This is a genomic window from Kushneria phosphatilytica (genome assembly GCF_008247605.1).
Lineage (GTDB): Bacteria > Pseudomonadota > Gammaproteobacteria > Pseudomonadales > Halomonadaceae > Kushneria > Kushneria phosphatilytica.
Map to the genome: position 1 here is coordinate 841,254 of NZ_CP043420.1, position 18,278 is coordinate 859,531.

The 18,278-nt window shown below is 60.1% G+C and carries 16 protein-coding genes; 9 read left to right on the forward strand and 7 right to left on the reverse strand.

Features of this window, described 5'->3' with window-relative positions; translation table 11 throughout:
• Positions 1-31 precede the first annotated feature (31 nt).
• The 8 genes from FY550_RS03650 (at position 32) to FY550_RS03685 (ending at position 9,706) form a co-directional block, all read left to right on the forward strand.
• On the forward strand, positions 32-1,240 hold the full coding sequence (locus FY550_RS03650; protein ID WP_070981936.1) for an aspartate aminotransferase family protein: 1,209 nt from the start codon (positions 32-34) through the stop codon (positions 1,238-1,240).
• Positions 1,241-1,253: 13 nt separating this feature from the next.
• A complete protein-coding gene (locus FY550_RS03655; RefSeq protein WP_070981939.1) occupies positions 1,254-2,312 on the forward strand; it encodes an arginine N-succinyltransferase in 1,059 nt (352 codons plus the stop codon).
• Complete coding sequence (gene astA / locus FY550_RS03660) at positions 2,306-3,364, forward strand: arginine N-succinyltransferase (protein WP_070981941.1); 1,059 nt, start codon at positions 2,306-2,308, stop codon at positions 3,362-3,364. The genes FY550_RS03655 and astA overlap by 7 nt, the downstream gene beginning before the upstream one ends.
• A gap of 39 nt (positions 3,365-3,403) precedes the next feature.
• Entirely contained in the window at positions 3,404-4,903 is a 1,500-nt protein-coding gene (gene astD, locus FY550_RS03665; RefSeq protein ID WP_070981972.1) for a succinylglutamate-semialdehyde dehydrogenase, read from the forward strand.
• Positions 4,900-6,255, forward strand: a complete 1,356-nt coding sequence (gene astB, locus FY550_RS03670) for an N-succinylarginine dihydrolase (protein WP_149054364.1) — start codon at positions 4,900-4,902, stop codon at positions 6,253-6,255. The genes astD and astB overlap by 4 nt, the downstream gene beginning before the upstream one ends.
• Before the next feature lie 95 nt (positions 6,256-6,350).
• Positions 6,351-7,319 carry a carbohydrate kinase family protein gene (locus FY550_RS03675; protein ID WP_070981944.1) on the forward strand — a complete coding sequence of 323 codons (969 nt, stop codon included), beginning with the start codon at positions 6,351-6,353 and terminating at the stop codon, positions 7,317-7,319.
• Between the two features lie 165 nt (positions 7,320-7,484).
• Positions 7,485-8,918, forward strand: a complete 1,434-nt coding sequence (eat, locus tag FY550_RS03680; protein ID WP_149054365.1) for an ethanolamine permease — start codon at positions 7,485-7,487, stop codon at positions 8,916-8,918.
• 71 nt (positions 8,919-8,989) lie between these two features.
• Positions 8,990-9,706, forward strand: a complete 717-nt coding sequence (locus tag FY550_RS03685; RefSeq protein WP_070981945.1) for a type 1 glutamine amidotransferase — start codon at positions 8,990-8,992, stop codon at positions 9,704-9,706.
• Between the two features lie 10 nt (positions 9,707-9,716).
• On the opposite strand, the gene FY550_RS03690 is transcribed toward FY550_RS03685, so the two are convergent.
• Both FY550_RS03690 and FY550_RS03695 read right to left on the reverse strand, forming a co-directional pair.
• Positions 9,717-10,949 (reverse strand): mechanosensitive ion channel family protein, encoded by a 1,233-nt coding sequence (locus tag FY550_RS03690; RefSeq protein ID WP_070981947.1) that lies wholly within the window; start codon positions 10,947-10,949, stop codon positions 9,717-9,719.
• Positions 10,950-11,032: 83 nt separating this feature from the next.
• A complete protein-coding gene (locus FY550_RS03695) occupies positions 11,033-12,136 on the reverse strand; it encodes an FAD:protein FMN transferase (RefSeq protein ID WP_084388314.1) in 1,104 nt (367 codons plus the stop codon).
• A gap of 276 nt (positions 12,137-12,412) precedes the next feature.
• Between FY550_RS03695 and FY550_RS03700 the strand changes: the two genes are divergently transcribed.
• Positions 12,413-13,885: a carbon starvation CstA family protein gene (locus tag FY550_RS03700; RefSeq protein ID WP_070981949.1), complete on the forward strand. Its 1,473-nt coding sequence runs from the start codon at positions 12,413-12,415 to the stop codon at positions 13,883-13,885.
• A 121-nt stretch (positions 13,886-14,006) separates the two neighbouring features.
• Here FY550_RS03700 and FY550_RS03705 read toward each other — a convergent pair whose 3' ends face one another.
• From FY550_RS03705 to FY550_RS03725, 5 genes are all read right to left on the reverse strand, one after another.
• Positions 14,007-14,798, reverse strand: coding sequence for a transporter substrate-binding domain-containing protein (locus FY550_RS03705; protein ID WP_149054366.1), 792 nt, complete (start codon positions 14,796-14,798; stop codon positions 14,007-14,009).
• 110 nt (positions 14,799-14,908) lie between these two features.
• Positions 14,909-15,739 (reverse strand): transporter substrate-binding domain-containing protein, encoded by an 831-nt coding sequence (locus FY550_RS03710; protein ID WP_070981952.1) that lies wholly within the window; start codon positions 15,737-15,739, stop codon positions 14,909-14,911.
• A gap of 62 nt (positions 15,740-15,801) precedes the next feature.
• A complete protein-coding gene (locus FY550_RS03715; protein ID WP_149054367.1) occupies positions 15,802-16,530 on the reverse strand; it encodes an ABC transporter permease in 729 nt (242 codons plus the stop codon).
• Positions 16,530-17,234, reverse strand: coding sequence for an ABC transporter permease (locus FY550_RS03720; RefSeq protein WP_070981959.1), 705 nt, complete (start codon positions 17,232-17,234; stop codon positions 16,530-16,532). Before FY550_RS03720 ends, FY550_RS03715 begins: the two co-directional genes overlap by 1 nt.
• A gap of 9 nt (positions 17,235-17,243) precedes the next feature.
• Positions 17,244-18,014, reverse strand: a complete 771-nt coding sequence (locus FY550_RS03725) for an ABC transporter ATP-binding protein (protein WP_070981961.1) — start codon at positions 18,012-18,014, stop codon at positions 17,244-17,246.
• Positions 18,015-18,278 lie beyond the last annotated feature (264 nt).

The following is an 18,278-nucleotide window of genomic DNA, read 5'->3' on the forward strand; positions in this document are numbered from 1 at the left end:
CCACAGGACGTTGTACCGACGGAGAGCGACCATGAGCTGGACCCCCACCCGGGAAGACTTTGACCGTTATATGCTGCCCAATTATTCGCCACAGCGCGTCATTCCGGTGCGCGGAGAGGGCAGCCGGCTGTGGGACCAGGAAGGCCGCGAGTACATTGATTTCGCCGGTGGTATTGCCGTCAATGCGCTGGGACACAATCATCCTGCGCTGGTCGGTGCACTGAAGGAACAGGGCGAGAAGCTCTGGCATCTTTCCAATGTCTACACCAATGAGCCGGCGCTCAGATTGGCGCGTACCCTGGTCGAGAACACCTTTGCCGATCGGGTCTTTCTCTGCTCCTCCGGTGGCGAAGCGAATGAGGCCGCCCTCAAGCTGGCACGTCGCTACGCTCATGATGTCCATGGGCCTGAGAAGGACACTATTATCTCGTTCCGACAGTCCTTCCATGGACGTACTTTCTTTACTGTCAGTGTCGGCGGACAGCCCAAATACTCGCAGGGCTTCGGGCCAGTGCCTGGCGGTATCGAGCATGCCACCTACAACGATCTCGACAGCGTGCGTGAACTGATCAGTGAACGCACCTGCGCCATCATGGTCGAGCCGATGCAGGGTGAGGGCGGGGTGACGCCGGCCGATCCGACCTTCCTGCAGGGGTTGCGTGAGCTGTGCAATGAATACGGGGCTCTGTTGATCTTCGACGAAGTACAGTGCGGCGTGGGGCGCACCGGTAGCCTCTATGCCTACATGGATTATGGGATCACGCCGGATATCCTGACCTCGGCCAAGGCCCTGGGGGGTGGCTTTCCGATTGGTGCCATGATGACGACCGATGAGATCGGTCGGGTCTTTGTGGTGGGGACGCACGGTTCTACCTATGGGGGTAATCCGCTGGCCAGTGCTGTCGCTTACGCGGCTGTCGAAACCATTCGTCAGCCCGAGGTGCTCAAAGGGGTACAACAGCGCCACCAGCTGATTCGTGAACAGCTCGAGACGCTCAATCAACGCTTTGATTGCTTCAGTGAAATTCGTGGTATGGGGCTGCTGATCGGTGCCGAGTTCAACGAGCGCTACCAGGAGCGTGGTCGGGACGTACTGGCTGCGGCCATCAATGAAGGCCTGATGTTGCTGGTGGCTGGCCCCAATGTGTTGCGCTTCGCGCCGTCACTGATCATTCCCGAAGAGGATATCCGAGAGGGCATGGCGCGCCTGGAGCGTGCCATTGCGTCTCTGACGGTCTGAGCGGAGAGTCGTCATGCTGCTGGTAAGACCTGCCGGCATCGAGGACCTGCCGGCGCTGATGCGTCTGGCCGAGGCTTCGGTGCCCCGCCTGACCAATCTGCCTGCCCATCAGGAACGCCTGGCGGCGCGTCTGGAACAGTCGACGCGTGCGCTCTCTGCGCCCATCGAGGCGCCGGGCGAAGAGTGCTACACCTTTGTGCTCGAAGACCGCACCCCCTCAACCCCCGAGGTGGTCGGTACCGCCAGTCTGCGCGCCTGCGCCGGAGCCCGCGAAGCCTACTATACCTGGCGGCGCGAGATGCTGATTCACGCCTCTCAGCAGCTGGATGTGCGGCGTGAGGTCTCCATTCTGTCGCTCTCACATGAGCTGTCCGAGGCCTCATTGCTGTGTGCCTTTTCACTGGATGCGCGCTATCGCGGTACGCCTGCCGAGCGACTGCTGCGTCGCTCCCGCTTGCTGTTCGCTGCCCAGTACCCCGAGCGTTTCCGGACGATGATGGGGGTGGCGATGCCGGGCTGGCTGGATGACCAGCTGCGGTCGCCGTTCTGGGAGAGCGTGGGGCGACGTTTCTTCTCGCGTGATTTCCACGAGATCAACGAACTGGCGGGGATCCATTCCAAGAGTTTCATTGCTGAAGTCATGCCTCCATTCCCGCTTTACGAACCCCTGCTGAGCGATGGCGCGCGCAGCGTTATCGGCAGCATTCATGAGGCGCATCATGCTGCTGCGGCCGATCTGCGTGATGAAGGCTTCCGGGATTCCCGGCATATCGATCTGTTTGACGGCGGTCTGTTGCTCGAGGCGCCGTTCGATCAGTTGCACTGTGTACGCCATGGGCACTGGCATCCGGTACGCATCGATGATGCTCAATCCACGGCCGGACAAATGCCGGCACTGGTGGCCAATCAGCAGGCCGAAACATTTCGCTGCATGATGGTGCCGCATGCCCTCAGCGCGACACGGCAGTTGCTGCTTTCCTCTGCCCAGGCCGAGCAGCTCGGTGTTGAAGCCGGACAGGCGGTGCTGGCAGTGGCGCTGGCAGGGGATGACAGGGAGGTGCCGGTATGCTGATGCGACCGATCGAGTTCGAGGATCTTGATGCGCTACAGGCCATCGCGGTAGAGACCGGGGTCGGCTTTACCTCGTTGCCGGATAACCGCGAGTTTCTTGAAGCCCGTATTGCCGAAACCCGTGAGGCCTTTGATACCCGTGATGGCGACCCGGAACTTGCCACGGCGCCGGCGAATTACTTCTTTGTGCTCGAGGATGATGATCTGCCCACTGGCGTGCCACGCGCCGAGCGAATTGCCGGGTGCTGTGCGATCGAGGCGCGGGTCGGGCTGGATGTGCCTTTCTACAATTACCGTGTCGGTCGGCTGGCTCAGGCGTCACGCCAGCTGGACCTGCACCGTACCGTGGATACGCTCTTTCTCTCCTCCGACCATACCGGCGATGCTGAAGTCTGCTCGCTCTACCTGCGCCCCCAGTGGCGCGAGAAAGGCGCCCGCAATGCCACACTGCTGTCGCGCATGCGCTGGCTGTTCATGGCGACCTGGCGCGAGCGCTTCCCTGACCGGGTACTGGCAGAGATGCGCGGTCGTTTCGACGATCAGGGGCGCAGCCCCTTCTGGGAGAGTCTGGGGCGGCATTTCTTCCCCATCGATTTCCGTCATGCCGATCGGCTGACCGGACTGGGGCAGAAGAGTTTCATCGGCGAGCTGATGCCCCGCTATCCCATTTGTACCGCGCTGTTGCCCGATAGCGCTCGGGCCTGTATCGGTCAGGTCCACGATCAGACCCGTCCGGCACTGGCCATGCTTAATGCCCAGGGCTTGCGTTTCGAGGGGTATATCGACATTTTTGATGCCGGTCCGACGGTTGAGGCTTATCTGGATGATGTGCGTGCCGTGAGGCACAGCCGGGAACTGGAAGCAGTGATCAGTGATCGGGCTGAATCCCCCGGCGCCCCGAGAGTACTGGCCTCGACCACGCAGCAGTGTGCCACCTTTCGAGCCTGCTGGGTGGGGCGTGAGGTCGAAGAGGACCGTTTGATACTGCATCCCGATGAGGCCCGACGGCTGGGCGTAGAGAGTGGCGAGCGCTTGCGGGTGCTGGCTGACTGAAGCCGGCAGGGACGACCACCGAGGGAAACGAACATGACCATGTGTGTAAAGCAGCAACAGTTCATCGGCGGTGCCTGGCAAACCGGTACAGGAGCCGTCTTCGAGAAGCGCAATCCGGTGCGTGGCGAGCAGCTCTGGCAGGGTGCTGCTGCCGATGAAACGCAAGTGGCAAAGGCGGTAAGCGCAGCTCGTCAGGCCTTCCCGGCCTGGGCTAGAGCCGGCTTCGAGGCACGCAAGGCCATTGTCGAAGCCTTCCGCGAACGCCTCGAGCATCGTCGCGATCAGCTGGCACGTACCATCGCCGCGGAAACGGGCAAACCGCTGTGGGAAGCCGGCACCGAAGTACAGGCCATGATTGGCAAGATCGCCATTTCGGAGTCGGCCTATCATGAACGCACCGGTGAGCGTGCCAAGGAAATTCCCGGTGGACGGGCGGTGCTGCGTCACCATCCGCATGGTGTGCTGGCGGTGTTCGGCCCCTACAACTTTCCCGGCCATCTCCCCAATGGACATATTGTTCCGGCGCTGCTGGCAGGCAATACGGTGGTATTCAAGCCCAGTGAGCTGACCCCGGCCACAGCTGATCTCACCGTGCAGTGCTGGCAGGAGGCAGGACTGCCCGAGGGGGTGCTCAATCTGGTGCAGGGCGCGGTCCCGGTTGGCCAGGCGCTGGCCGGTAGCGCCGATATCGACGGATTGCTGTTTACCGGCAGCGCCAATACCGGCAAGCGCCTGCATGAGCAGTTCGGTGGCCAGGTCGACAAGATTCTGGCGCTGGAACTGGGCGGTAACAATCCGCTGGTCATTACCGATGGGTTCGACCCGGCGGCGGCGATCCTGACCATTATTCAATCGGCATTCATTTCCGGTGGTCAGCGCTGCACCTGCGCTCGTCGGCTGCTGGTGCCGGCTGGAGAGACCGGTGACCGGTTGATCGAATCGCTGGTACGCACACTCGAATCGCTGAAGGTCAGCGATCCCTTTGCCGAATGCGAGCAGTCACCCTTTTATGGGGGGCTGGCTACCTCCGAGGCCGCCGAGCAACTGTGCCGAGTCCAGGACGAGCTGGAGGCGCAGGGAGCGAAAGTGCTGTCGCGTATGCGTATCCTCGAGCCCGGGACCAGTCTGGTGTCGCCCGGCCTGCTCGAGGTGACCGGCATGACGCTGCCTGATGAGGAACACTTCGGACCACTGCTCAAGGTCTATCGCTACCGGGAGTGGGATGAAGCGATCGCGCTGGCCAATGATACCCGTTATGGCCTGTCGGCCGGATTGATCGGCGGTACCACACAGGATTGGGAAGATTTCCGGTTGCGCATTCGCGCCGGCATCGTCAACTGGAATCGTCAAACGACCGGTGCTGCTTCGGATGCGCCCTTTGGCGGTATTGGTGACAGTGGCAATCATCGCCCCAGTGCCTGGTACGCGGCGGATTACTGCGCCTGGCCGATGGCGTCGATGGAGTCCGAAACGGCGTCACTGCCGCAACAGCTGCCGCCGGGGATCTCGCTGGATGCGGTCACGGAGCATGACGCATGAGTGATGTCACTGCCGGAGAAATCAATTTCGACGGTCTGGTCGGGCCAACGCACAATTACAGCGGACTGGCGCATGGCAATCTGGCATCCGGCCGCCATGAAGGGATGATCTCCAATCCGCGCGAGGCGGCACTGCAGGGGCTGGCCAAGATGAAGGCCCTGCATGACGATGGCTTCCTGCAAGGGGTGCTGCCGCCACAGCAGCGCCCTGATCTGGCGGCCTTGCGCCAGCTGGGGTTCGATGGGTCGCCGGCACAGATGCTCGGCCGGGTCGCTCGAGACGCGCCGGCCCTGTTACGGGCTGTCTGTTCGGCGGCCGGGATGTGGACTGCCAATGCTGCGACCATTACCCCGAGTGCTGATGCCCCGGATGGTCGGGTACATTTCACTCCTGCCAATCTTCAATCCAGCTTTCACCGGTCACTGGAGACCCTCACCACCGGACGCGTGCTGGCGAGCATCTTCCGCGATGAGCACTATTTTGCGCATCATCCGGCGTTACCGTCGACGCCGGCGTTTTCCGACGAGGGCGCGGCCAACCATACCCGGTTATGTGGTGAGTATGGGGCGAGCGGTGTGCACCTGTATGTCTATGGGCGCCGGGCGTTCGAACAGGGCCCCGAGCCGAAGCACTTCCGGGCCCGCCAGACACTGGAAGCGAGCCAGGCCATTGCCCGTCAGCACGGGCTGAAAGAGCAACAGTGCGTGTTTGCTCAGCAACATCCTGACGCGATTGATGCCGGTGTCTTTCACAATGATGTCATTGCGGTCGGCAATGGTCCGGTGCTGCTCTACCACGAGTGTGCCTTCCTTGATGAAGACGCGGTATTGAGCGGTGTGCGCGATCGTATGGACGTGCTGGGTGAGCCGCTGCGGACCATCCGCATACCCCGGGAAGCCATCAGTCTTGAAACGGCGGTCAATACCTATCTGTTCAACTCTCAGCTGTTGAGCCGTCCCGATGGCAGCATGACGCTGATCGTTCCCTCGGAATGTGAAGAGGACCCGGAAGTCTGGCAGGCAATTTCGGCACTGATCCTTGAAGGTCATAATCCGGTCAGCGAGCTGCGCGCTCACGATGTCAAACAGAGTATGCAAAACGGCGGTGGCCCTGCCTGTCTGCGCCTGCGAGTGGTGCTGAACGAGCGCGAGCGGGCTGCCCTGCAGGGACGAGTGCTGCTCGACGATACGCTCTATAACGAACTGGTGGGCTGGGTTGAGCGGCACTACCGCGATCGGCTGACGATTGGTGATCTGGCCGATCCTTCGCTGGTTGATGAATCACTGACTGCACTGGATGAGCTTACCGGCATCATGGCACTGGGCTCGGTGTATCCCTTTCAGCAGTCCTGAGAGTGCGGTTCGGGAGATATCCCGAACCCTTTCTCGCCTGCACGCCCAACGACGCCTATGCTGGGCCCCGGAATCATCAAGTCAGGAGAAAGGTCATGTTTCTGGTCTGTGGAGAGGCGCTGTTCGATGTGTTTGCCGAATCCGGTAAGGTAGCGGCAGATGCGTCTTCGCTGGGGATGGAGGCCGTGGCCGGTGGGTCGCCATTCAACGTGGCGATTGGGCTGGCTCGCCTGGAGTGTGAGTCGGCACTGCTGACCGGGCTGGCCGATGATCTGCTGGGGCAGCGGCTACGGGCAATCCTGGCGCGTGAACAGGTGGAAACCGGATTTCTGGCCACGATCGAAGAGGCTGCCACAACACTGGCCATGGTCGGGCTCGATGAGCGAGGCTCGCCCCATTACGTATTCTATAACGCTCAGGGCGCGGATCGGCAGTTGACGGCCCGACATCTGCCAACACTCGATGAGCGCATTCATGGTATCCATGTAGGGTCCTATTCGCTGGTGGTCTCGCCCACAGCCGAGACGCTGGAAACCCTGGTGGCGCGTGAAAGCAGTCGCCGGCTGATCACCCTCGATCCCAACGTACGTCTGAAAATCGAACCCGATCTTTCACGATGGCGCGAGCGGCTGGGTGTCATGGCTCAGCATGCCCATGTCATCAAGGTCAGCGAGGAGGATCTGGTGTCGCTCTACGAGGCATCACCCGAAAGCGTGATTCGGGGTTGGCTTGACGGACCGAACTGTTCACTGGTGGTCCTGACTCGCGGTGAGCAGGGGGTCTGTGCCTTTACCCGCGGTGGTGACGTCATCGAGCTGCCCGCACGTCGTGTCGAGGTGGTGGATACGGTAGGCGCCGGCGATACCTTTCAGGCGGCACTGATCTGCTGGCTGGAAGAGCACGACTGCGCGACGCCGACAGGGGTTGCCAGCCTGGGGCGTGAGTCTCTGGAAACGCTGCTCGGATTCGCCAGTCGCGCATCGGCGCTGACCTGTACCCGGCGTGGCCCGGATCTGCCGCGACGTGCCGAATTGCAGGGGAGCGAGTTCGGCGAAGAGATCTGAAACACTCCCCGGGCCGATGCCATGTCGGTCCACTCCAGTGATAAAAAAACATTCACCTCATCCCCACCAGCCTGACATGATGAACATGCATCCGACGCCGATCGGTATCTTCGAGCGGCGTCGGTCATCGCCCACTCAACCAACAACAATGGTGAGGCATGCATCATGGCCAACAATCATCACGAGCGTCGCGTCGGTTATGAATCCGTCGAGTCGGATTATCTGGAAAAAAGGCAGCTGAAGCAGGGCGCGGCAGGCTGGATTCTGCTGGCCAGTCTGGGTGTTTCCTACGTGATTTCCGGTGACTATGCCGGCTGGAATTTCGGGCTGGCGGCAGGCGGCTTCGGTGGCATGCTGATTGCTACCATCCTGATGGCGATCATGTATACCGGCATGGTCTTCTCACTGGCCGAGCTTTCCTCCTCCCTGCCGACCGCCGGGGGTGGCTACAGTTTTGCCCGCCGGGTAATGGGGCCATGGGGCGGCTATATCACCGGTACAGCCATTCTGCTGGAGTACGCCATTGCGCCGGCGGCCATCGCCATTTTCATCGGCGGTTATGTCGAGTCGCTGATCGGCATCAACGGGCCACTGGTCTATGCGGTTTTCTATGTTGTCTTTGTCGGTATCCACCTGTGGGGCGCCGGTGAAGCACTGAAAATCATGATGGCAATCACGGCGCTGGCAGTGCTGGCCATCGTGGTCTTCATTCTGGGCATGCTGCCGCACTTCAGTGTTGCCAATCTGTTCGATGTCGCCCCGGGTACCGCTGCCGGTGCTTCCGCTTTCCTGCCGCACGGCTATCTGGGGATCTGGAGCGCGCTACCCTTCGCCATGTGGCTGTTTCTCGCCGTCGAGGGGGTGCCACTGGCAGCGGAAGAGTCGCGTGATCCGGGGCGTGACATGCCGCGCGGCATTATTACTGCCATGATCGTACTGCTGATTTTTGCCGCCTGTATTCTGCTGCTGGGGCCGGGTGGCGCTGGTGCGCAGCTCATGAGCGAGAGTGATGCACCACTGGTTGATGCACTGACGGCTGCCTATGGTGAAGGTAACTGGGCCTCGGGCTTCGTCAATCTGATCGGTCTGGCGGGTCTGATCGCGTCGTTCTTCTCGATCATTTTCGGCTATTCGCGGCAGGTCTTTGCGCTTTCCCGAGCCGGTTATCTGCCCCGTGTGCTGTCGATTACCAATCGGCGCCGGGCGCCGGCGCTGGCGTTGATCGTACCGGGCGTGATTGGTTTTCTGCTCTCGCTGACCGGGCAGGGTGATCTAATGATTACCATGGCCGTCTTCGGCGCGACCATCTCCTATGCGATGATGACGCTCTCTCATATTCTGCTGCGTCAGCGTGAGCCACAACTGGAGCGCCCTTATCGCACCCCGGGGGGCACCCTGACCTCGGGAGTCGCTTTCGGTCTGTCGATTCTGGCCTTCGCCTCGACCTTCGTGGTCAGCGTTCAGGCAGCGCTCTGGTCAGCGGTGTTCTACGCGCTCATGCTGGCATGGTTCGGCTTTTACAGCCGCAAACGACTGGTCGCGCGAGCCCCTGAAGAAGAGTTTGAAGCCATTGCGCGGGCCGAGGCCGAACTCGACTAGACAGGCACTGGCACATTTCGGCAGCGAGCCCCGAAAGGGAGACTCGCTGCCTGTACTCCTGGAGAAGTTGAATGCATATCGGTTTGCTGCAGTGCGACGATCTGGCACCGCATCTGCGCGAAAAACACGGCAATTACCCTGAACTCTACGCGTCGTTACTCAACGGGGTGGACCCCACCCTGACCTTCGAGACCTGGCGTGTTCATGATGGAGAACTGCCCGATCGAACCGATGGCTGTGATGGCTGGCTGATCTCGGGCAGCAAGGCGGGCATCTATGAGGAGCTCGACTGGATTCCCGGCTTGCTGCAATTGATTCAGCGGCTCTGGGAGGCCCGCGCGCCCGTGGTAGGCATCTGCTTCGGCCATCAGGCGCTGGCGCATGCCATGGGTGCCGAGGTCGGCAAGAGTGATCGCGGCTGGGGTGTGGGGGTGGCCTTCAATGAAGTGCTGGCTCACCAGTCCTGGATGACCCCCTGGCAGGAGGGCATGGATCTGATCATCAGCCATCAGGATCAGGTGCTGACACTGCCTGACAATAGCCGGTTGCTGGCTGAAAACGGTTTCTGCCCCTATTTCATGATTCAGTACGGCGAATGCTTTCTGAGCCTTCAGGGGCATCCGGAATTCAGTCGGACGCTGAGTGCCGATCTTATGGCCGGCAAGAGCGGCTCGATGTCGGACAGCCGTCGACGCCAGGGGATGGCGACGCTCACAGCGAATACCGATGAGCGCGTTATGGCGCGCTGGATTGTCAACTTTCTGCGCGATGCGGCCGGCTTCGTGTGATGTGAACAAGTCAGGCTTTGCGGTCTCGATCCACCGAGGTTGGCTCGTCAGACTGTTCGGCAGTACGATCGGGGGACAGACCACGTGAATCGCGGTCCTCTCCCGGCATCAACCCCGAGTGCCGCAGGGTCATGTCGGCATCGTTGAGACGCAGTCGTGAGGTTGGGATGGCGAGGGTGGCGCCATTCTCTTCGATGATCTCGCTGATGCGAATCAGGATCTCCTGCTTGAGTTCCTGAAAGGTTTGCCAGTCGGTCGGCACCGTGAAGGCATAAATCATCAGCTCCAGCGCGTAGTCGCCGAAAGTGACGAAATTGACGGTAATCAGCTCGTTCTGATCGATTCGGTCGTGCGCCTGCAAATAGCGTCGAATGTCGCCGGTGATCGTGCGGACCCGGCGAATATCCTCGTAGTGAATGCCCACCGTTTCCCACAGTCGGCGACTGAACATGCGCGTCGGGTTCTCGACAATAATCTGGTTGAATACCGCGTTGGGGACGTAGATCGGAGGGCCGGCAAAGGTGCGGATGGTGGTCAGTCGCCAGCCGATGTCCTCGACCACGCCTTCGATATCGCGCTCGGTGGACTTGACCCAGTCGCCGACCACGAACGGCTTGTCGATATAGATCACCATACCGCTGAAGAAATTGGCAATCAGATCGCGTGTAGCGAAACCGATGACCAGGCCACCAAATCCCCCCAGCGCCAGCAGGCTGGAGATGGAAAATCCCATCAGTTGCAGGGCCATCAGTACCAGCGCGGTCAGCAGCAGGGCACCGATGATCTTGGTGATGGCGGAGGCACTGGTAGGATCGACCGGTCGTGCCCGGCCGGCCGGTGGCGGAAAGACCAGGCGTTTCTCCAGGCGGGCAATCAGTCGTATACCGGCCCATCCGATGGCCACCAGGGTAAACAATCCCTGGGCGGTCGAGACATTGCGTTCGATCCAGCCGATGTGCAGCTGGGCGCCCAGCACACTGACGAGGATGGTCACGACCGTTAGCCATACCCAGAGGCGAAATGGGCGCCGGACACCATGAATCAGGGCGTCATCCCAGCGATGCCCGCTACGGCTGAGTCGGCGTTCCAGTCGGGCCAGTACGAAATAGAGTGTGGTATCGAGGATCAGGGCCACGACAATGGTGACGATCGGAATCCAGACCCAGCCGGGCAGTGAGAGGGTTCCGTCAATGCTTTCCTGCAGCGATTCGATCGGCGCCAGGCCGGTCCGGTCATCGGTCATGGGCTCTTGGGAGTGAAAAGTGTAGTCCCAGCATAACGCATCGGACGAAAACCGCTCCGTGACTGTTCAGGCCAACTGCAGTATCAGTCGGTTTTTTTCGCCAGCTGCACGTCGTTACTGTGCTCGAGTGCCGGAGAGACCCGGGTGGCGAGTTGCCCTGGCTGGCGCTCCATGAAGTAGACCGGCAGCTGTTGCTGGTTGGCTACCTGCATGCCTTCCTTTTCGCCAAGACAGAGCATGGCGGTGGCCCAGGCATCGGAGAGGGCGGCGTTGTGGCCGAAGACCGATGCCGATACCAGATCATGTGACGTCGGTCTGCCGGTGCGGGCATCGATGATATGGCCATAGGTGTGCCCATCGTCATCAAAAAAGCGCTGATAGGTGCCCGAAGTGTCGAGCGTCACGCCATGCTCGGAGTCGAGCGTTACGATACGCTGTACCTGTCGCTGACCGGGGACAGGGGCCTGCAGGCCCACCCGCCAGTGACTGCCATCCGGTTTATGGCCGCGAGCCTTGAGATCGCCCCCCATTTCGACCAGGTAGTTGTTGATGCCATGTGCTTCGAGCACGCGGGACAGCCGATTGATGGTGTGGCCTTCTCCCATTGACGAGAGGTCAATGGAGAGCTTCGGCAGGTCCTTGCGGATACGGCCGTTGTCGGTATCAACATGCACGTGATCAAGTCCTACCTCGCTCAGCGTCTGACGGATGTCGTGATCCGAGGGCACATGAAACTGCTCGTCCTGAAAGCCCCAGAGTCGGAAAAGCGGGGCGATGGTGGGGTCGAAGCAGCCCCGGGAGGCCTGGTTGACCTGTCGGGCAATACCGAGCAACTGGATGACCTGTTCGGGCGCCGGCTGCCAGTCGGTGCTCCGGCTGGCATTGAAGCGTGCCAGCCAGGAGTCATCGCGATAGGTTGAGATGGCCTTGTCAATATCGTCAAAGACCTGCTGGAAGTCCCGGTCAATGGTTTTCGCATCAGTGGGCTGACGGCTCCACCACTTGATATGCCAGGTCGTGCCCTGGGCATGCCCCTGAGCGAGCTGCATGTCCGGTGGACGCTCGCAGCCGCTGAGCAGGGCCGCCAGCAGCCCTGCAGCAAAAAGGCGCATGACAGGATAGGGGATGCGAAAAGCCAGGGCAGGAATGTAATTGGACATGGTGACAAGGCAACGAGCTGGTGACATATGAAGGCCGATCCCGGATCGGGCGGGCCCATTGTGCTCGATTGCGCAACAGTGCTCCAGTGCGCCTGCCTGTGCCCGCAGCTCTTCGGGGAGGAAAGGAGGGCCTGGACCAGAGTCGAATGGTGAGGGGGGCGGTCAGTCTCTACCCTGACCCGAGCGCCGGAGTGTCTCCGGTGTCGATCATCCGAACTCATCCAATTGTCCGCATGAAACACCGCCTGCATCGCGCGTTTCGGGTTGGCAGGTGTTATGCGTGTTCGTCATCAGGGGGCCGACATGGTGACCTTTCTGGCAGCCATTGTGCTGTTGATCGCAGGATATTTCACTTACGGAAAATTCATCGAGCGAGTCTTCGAGTCCAATCAGCGTCGGCCAACCCCGGCCTATACGATGCGCGACGACGTTGACTATCTGCCCATGGGGACCAAACGCAACTCGCTGATCCAGCTACTTAATATCGCCGGCGTTGGTCCCATTTTCGGTCCGATCCTGGGGGCCTTGTATGGCCCCGTAGCCTTCTTCTGGATCGTGGTTGGCTGTATTTTTGCCGGTGCAGTGCATGACTATCTCACCGGGATGATCTCGATTCGCAATCACGGTGCGCACCTGCCCCAGCTGGCTGGCAAGTTTCTCGGGCGGGCCATGAAGCATATCGTCAATGCCTTTGCGATCCTGCTGCTGTTGCTGGTGGCGACGGTTTTCGTTACGGCACCTGCGCAACTGCTCTCCAATATGCTGCCGATCGGTGTAGCACTGATCTCGCTGGCGATCTTTGCCTATTATCTGCTGGCTACGCTGCTGCCGATCGACAAGATCATCGGGCGGATCTATCCATGGTTCGGTGCACTCCTGCTGTTCAGTGCGCTGGGTATTGGTGTGGGCATGGTGATCACCGGAGCACCGATTCCGGAAATGAGTTTTACCAACATGCATCCGGACAATGCCCCGATCTTTCCGCTGCTGTTTCTGACCATCTCCTGTGGTGCCCTCTCAGGCTTCCACGCGACCCAGACGCCGATCATCTCGCGCACTACGCAAAACGAGAACAATGGCCGCAAGATCTTCTACGGCATGATGATCGTTGAAGGCATCATCGCCATGATCTGGGCCGCGGCGGCCATGAGCATGTTCCATGGCGATCAGACGCTGGCGGATGTGCTTGCTCAGGGTGGCCCGGCAGCAGTGGTCAGTGCCGTTTCGACCAATATGCTGGGCGCCATCGGTGGCACCCTGGCGGTGCTGGGTGTGATCGTACTGCCTATTACCTCGGGCGATACGGCCTTTCGTAGTGCACGCATGATCATTGCCGATTATCTGAAGATCGATCAGAAGGCGATGGCCAGAAGGGTGGCGATTGCGGCACCGCTGTTCGTGCTCTCTTACCTGCTGACAAAAATCGATTTCACGCTGCTGTGGCGCTACTTCTCCTGGGCCAACCAGACAACGGCTGTCATCGCCCTGTGGGTGGCCACCATGTATCTGTTGCTGGCAAGGAAACCCTACTGGATCACACTGATTCCGGCGCTGTTCATGACCATGGCGACCTTCACCTACATTGCCTGGGCCCCGATCGGCTTTGGATTACCGCTGACAGTGGCTTACGTGGTGGCAGCGCTGGGGACAGCCGCTGCACTGGCATTGTTCATGAAGCGGGTAAAACGTCTTTCCGGCGGCATTTTCGCTGTCGACGAACCGGCTTCTCCGACTGCCGAGACCGCATCGGCAGGCGTGGCCGCATCGCTTGGTTGAGTCCTGCCAGCAAGGCAGATGGGGCGCTCTATTGAGCGCTCTTTTTTATGCCTGGCGGGTGTGAAAAAAACGGCGGCGCCCGAAAGGCGCCGCCGTGATCATCGCAAGGAAGATGCCAGGGTCATTCGGTGGTGTCGGCATTATCCTTGCTGAAATACTGATCGTAGATCTTCTGGTAGGTCCCGTTGTCCTTGAGCGTTGCCAGTGCCTGATTGAATTTCTCGGCAAGCTCCTTGTCGCGCTTGCGAAAGGCAATGCCGAAACCTTCGCCGAAGTATTTCTTCGGTTCGGTCAGCTTGTCACCGGCCACTCGGTAGTCACGCTTCTTGTCATCCAGCATGGCGGCCTGGCCGGTAGGGTAGTCCAGGAAAGCCAGATCAAGGCGGCCGGCATCCATGTCAACGGCGACATCATCAGCACTGGCATAGCGTTTGATGTTGGCAATGCTGCCGTACTTGTCGGTGACGTAATTGTCCTGAACGGTCCCGCGCTGGACACCGATATCCTTGCCCTTGAGCGAGTTTTCATCGGGCGTCTGGATATCGCTGCTTGCCGGTACGAACCAGGCGGAAGGCGGCACGATATAGGGGTTTGAAAACAGCAACTGCTGCCGACGTTCATCGTTGATCGTCATGGACGACATGATGGCGTCGAATTTGCGCGCCATCAGCCCCGGAATGATACCGTCCCAGGACTGCTCTACCCATTTGCACTCGAGTTGGGCCTGCTTGCAGAGCGCATTGCCCAGATCGATGTCGAAACCCGTCAGGGTGCCATCAGGCTTGCGATATTCCATCGGAACATAGGGTATATCCACACCAATGCGCACGGTATCGTTGTCCCGGGCCTGAGCGGTGCCGGAACCGGCTACAATGGCAGCGCCCAGCAGTGAAACGGTCAGCAGTCTTTTCATTGTTCAAAGCATCCTTGGTCAATAACGCAGCGGTGAATCCTGTGCCCGAATCGGGCTTACAAGCCGTTACGACGTGATTATCAGCACGTTGTCCCCCCTCGTTGCAAGCGTCAGCGGCGTGAGGGTGGGCGAATGTCATAGTCGAAATACTGATGCATCAGGCGCTCGAAAGTGCCATCAGCATAGACCTCATCAAGCGCCTTGTTGAAGGCGGTGGCCAGGTCGCGATCGCGCGGGCGGACGGCGATGGCGTTGCCCTTGCCAAAGATTGATTCCGGCGAGTCGATACGCGGACCCAGTTGGGTAAATTCACTGTCCGGCTTGCCGATTTTCAGCGTATCCAGAGCCACCGGATAATTCAAAAAGACAAGATCAAGCCGGCCCGACTGCATATCCACGGCAGCATCGTCGGCGGTGGCGTAGCGATGGATATCGAGCACATCGCCGTAGCGTTCGGTGACATAGCGATCCTGTGTGGTGCCCCGCTGCACCCCAGCACTCAGCGCCGAAAGGCTCTTGTGATTCTCGAGATTGATGTCGCTGTTGCGCCGGGCGACCCATACCTTGGGCGACTGAGCATAAGGGTCGGTGAACAGCACTCGGCGGCTGCGTGCCTCGGTGATGCGCATCGAGGACATGATGGCATCATATTTGCGTGCCAGAAGGCCGGGGATGATGCCGTCCCAGTTCTGGACGATCCATTCGCATTTGAACTGCGCCCGCTCACACAGGGTATTGCCCAGATCGATATCAAAACCGGCCAGTTTCCCATCCGGCGTGCGGTACTCCATTGGTGGATAGGGCACATCGACAGCGATGCGCACAATATCCCGTGGACCGTCGCCGGAGGTGGCATCATCTGCCTGCACTACCAGACTGCTACCCAGTAGCGCCGGCAGCAGCAGAGCTGTAAAAAAGCGAGTGACGGATGATCGATTCATGAGGGGTCTCCTGCTTGTTGTGGTTGTGACAGAAGTGGGCCGGCCGGCGCCGGCCCGAAATATCAGCTGCTCGGCTGCAGGTGGCGCAGCAGGTGTTTTTCCAGCTGTCGGAAGCCTCCCTGAATGGCGAAACTCAATACCATGTAGATCAACGCCACGAATATGAACGCCGGGAACGGAGAATAGAAGCGGGCATAGACATAGTAGGCCGCTCCGGTCAGATCCATGATGGTAACCACGCTGGCAATGGCGCTGGCGTGCAGCATGAAGATGACCTCGTTGCCGTAGGCCGGCAGGGCACGACGAAAGGCGCTGGGCAGGATGATGCGGCGATAGGCCAGCACCTTCGACATACCGTAGGCACGGGCCGCTTCGATTTCTCCACGCGGCGTGGCCTTGATCGCACCACGAAAGATTTCGGTGGTATAGGCCGCCGTGTTGAGCGTGAAGGCGAGCAGTGCCGGGTAGGTCGGATCATCAATGAAAAACCACATCCAGGTATCCTGAATGCCCGGGATAAAGGCGAAGCCGTAGTAGGCCAGGTAGAGCTGAATCAGCAGGGGGGTGCCGCGGAACACATAGGTATAGAACCAGATCGGCCATTTGACCCATGGGTATTTCGAGCCACGGGCAATGGCGAGTGGTACGGCCAGCACGACCCCGATCAGCAGCGAAATGAACACCAGCTGTACGGTATTGACCAGGCCCTGCCAGTACTGCGCCAGGGTTGCCGGGGTGAATATATCGTTCTGTGCCAGCCACGGAGCGATTTCGGTCAGCCACTGCTCCATTATTCCTGCTCCTCGAAGCCGGTGTCATAGCGTTTGCGCAGCCATAGCATGACCAGCTCGGAGACGCTGGTAATGGCGAGATAGCCCAGGGCGACCGGAATCATGAACAAAAAGGGTTCGTGGGTCGCCTTGGTGGCCTCGGCGGCCACTCGTACCATATCGGTCAGGCCGATGATCGAGACCAGCGCCGTGGTCTTGAGCAGTACCATCCAGTTGTTGCCCAGCCCCGGCAGGGCGTGGCGCATCATTAACGGAAAGCGAACACGGCGGAAGGCGAGCCAGTTACTCATGCCATAGGCCCGAGCGGCTTCCATCTGCCCCTCTTCGACGGCGAGAAAAGCGCCGCGGAAGGTCTCCGACATGTAAGCGCCGAAAATGAAACCAATGGTCACCACACCGGCAATGAACGCATTGATATTGATGAAAATATCGATATCGAAGGCGTAATAGAGCTGGTCAGTCAGCATGTTGACGCCGATCTGGCCGCCGTAGAACAGCAGCATCATCAGCACCAGATCGGGGACGCCGCGGACCACAGTGGTATAGGCGGTAGCTGCCCCATGGGCGAGCCTGGATTTTGACAGTTTGGCACTGGCGGCCAGCAGGCCCAGAAACACTGCCAGAATCAGTGACAGCACGGCCAGTTCGAAGGTCAGTACGGCGCCATCGAGCAGGCGCGGGCCATAGCCCTGAAAATCGATCATGACACGGCCTCAGAAGCTGGGAGCAAGGAACTGCTTCAGTCGTTCCGAACGGGGATTGTTCAGGACATCCTGGGGCTTGCCGGACTCCTCGACCCGGCCCTGATGGAGAAACATCACCTGGCTTGAGACATCCCGGGCAAAGTCCATCTCATGGGTCACCACAATCATGGTGCGGCCCTCTTCGGCAAGTTCTCGCATGACCTTGAGCACGCCGCCAACCAGCTCCGGATCAAGGGCGGAAGTCGGTTCATCGAACAGCATTACCTCGGGTTCCATGGCCAGTGCGCGGGCGATGGCACCACGTTGTTGCTGACCACCGGAGAGCTGGGCCGGGAAGTAATCGGCGCGATCGGACAGTCCGACCCGTTCGAGCAGGGCCATGCCGCGCTCGCGAGCTTCCCGTTTGGGCACGCCGAGCACATGAATCGGTGCTTCGATGACGTTCTGCAGCAGCGTCAGGTGGGCCCAGAGGTTGAAGTTCTGGAAAACCATCGAGAGTTTGGCGCGAATGCGTTCGACCTGTTTCCAGTCGGCCGGCACCCGACCATTGCGCAGCTGGCGAAAGCTGATGTGCTCACCGTGTACCACGATGTCACCGGCATCAGGACGCTCGAGCAGGTTCATGCAGCGCAGGAAGGTACTCTTGCCGGAGCCGGAAGCGCCGATCAGGCTGATAACGTCACCCTGATGAGCTTCAAGGGAGAGCCCCTTGAGTACCGGATTGTCGCCGAAGCGCTTGTGCAGGTCATTGATAACCAGGGGTATGGGTTGGTCGGCCATGAAGGTGAATACTCGTGCTGTGGCATGGCTGGCAGGACGGCGGTCACCGGCACGACAGGAAAACTGTCGGCATAACTGGTACGTGACACGTGACGCGGTACCCGCTCGCTTGCCCGTCTTGTTGCTCTGTTGACTGCGTTACATCCTGTCTTCGGCTCGGGCATGTCGGCTTGCGACATGCCCGCCACCCGATTCGGGGCGCTCCAGTCTATCAGGGAGAAGCCCCGGGGTGGACTGCTGCATGACCAATGGCGTGTTCGATCA

Excerpts from the sequence above, each read along its gene's own strand:
- FY550_RS03710 (WP_070981952.1), bottom strand. The coding sequence starts at position 15,739 with ATGAATCGATCATCCGTCACTCGCTTTTTTACAGCTCTGCTGCTGCCG.
- FY550_RS03725 (WP_070981961.1), bottom strand. The coding sequence starts at position 18,014 with ATGGCCGACCAACCCATACCCCTGGTTATCAATGACCTGCACAAGCGC.
- astA (WP_070981941.1), top strand. The coding sequence starts at position 2,306 with ATGCTGATGCGACCGATCGAGTTCGAGGATCTTGATGCGCTACAGGCC.
- astD (WP_070981972.1), top strand. The coding sequence starts at position 3,404 with ATGTGTGTAAAGCAGCAACAGTTCATCGGCGGTGCCTGGCAAACCGGT.
- FY550_RS03685 (WP_070981945.1), top strand. The coding sequence starts at position 8,990 with ATGCATATCGGTTTGCTGCAGTGCGACGATCTGGCACCGCATCTGCGC.
- eat (WP_149054365.1), top strand. The coding sequence starts at position 7,485 with ATGGCCAACAATCATCACGAGCGTCGCGTCGGTTATGAATCCGTCGAG.
- FY550_RS03695 (WP_084388314.1), bottom strand. The coding sequence starts at position 12,136 with ATGTCACCAGCTCGTTGCCTTGTCACCATGTCCAATTACATTCCTGCC.
- FY550_RS03675 (WP_070981944.1), top strand. The coding sequence starts at position 6,351 with ATGTTTCTGGTCTGTGGAGAGGCGCTGTTCGATGTGTTTGCCGAATCC.
- FY550_RS03655 (WP_070981939.1), top strand. The coding sequence starts at position 1,254 with ATGCTGCTGGTAAGACCTGCCGGCATCGAGGACCTGCCGGCGCTGATG.
- FY550_RS03650 (WP_070981936.1), top strand. The coding sequence starts at position 32 with ATGAGCTGGACCCCCACCCGGGAAGACTTTGACCGTTATATGCTGCCC.
- FY550_RS03700 (WP_070981949.1), top strand. The coding sequence starts at position 12,413 with ATGGTGACCTTTCTGGCAGCCATTGTGCTGTTGATCGCAGGATATTTC.
- FY550_RS03705 (WP_149054366.1), bottom strand. The coding sequence starts at position 14,798 with ATGAAAAGACTGCTGACCGTTTCACTGCTGGGCGCTGCCATTGTAGCC.
- FY550_RS03690 (WP_070981947.1), bottom strand. The coding sequence starts at position 10,949 with ATGACCGATGACCGGACCGGCCTGGCGCCGATCGAATCGCTGCAGGAA.
- astB (WP_149054364.1), top strand. The coding sequence starts at position 4,900 with ATGAGTGATGTCACTGCCGGAGAAATCAATTTCGACGGTCTGGTCGGG.
- FY550_RS03715 (WP_149054367.1), bottom strand. The coding sequence starts at position 16,530 with ATGGAGCAGTGGCTGACCGAAATCGCTCCGTGGCTGGCACAGAACGAT.
- FY550_RS03720 (WP_070981959.1), bottom strand. The coding sequence starts at position 17,234 with ATGATCGATTTTCAGGGCTATGGCCCGCGCCTGCTCGATGGCGCCGTA.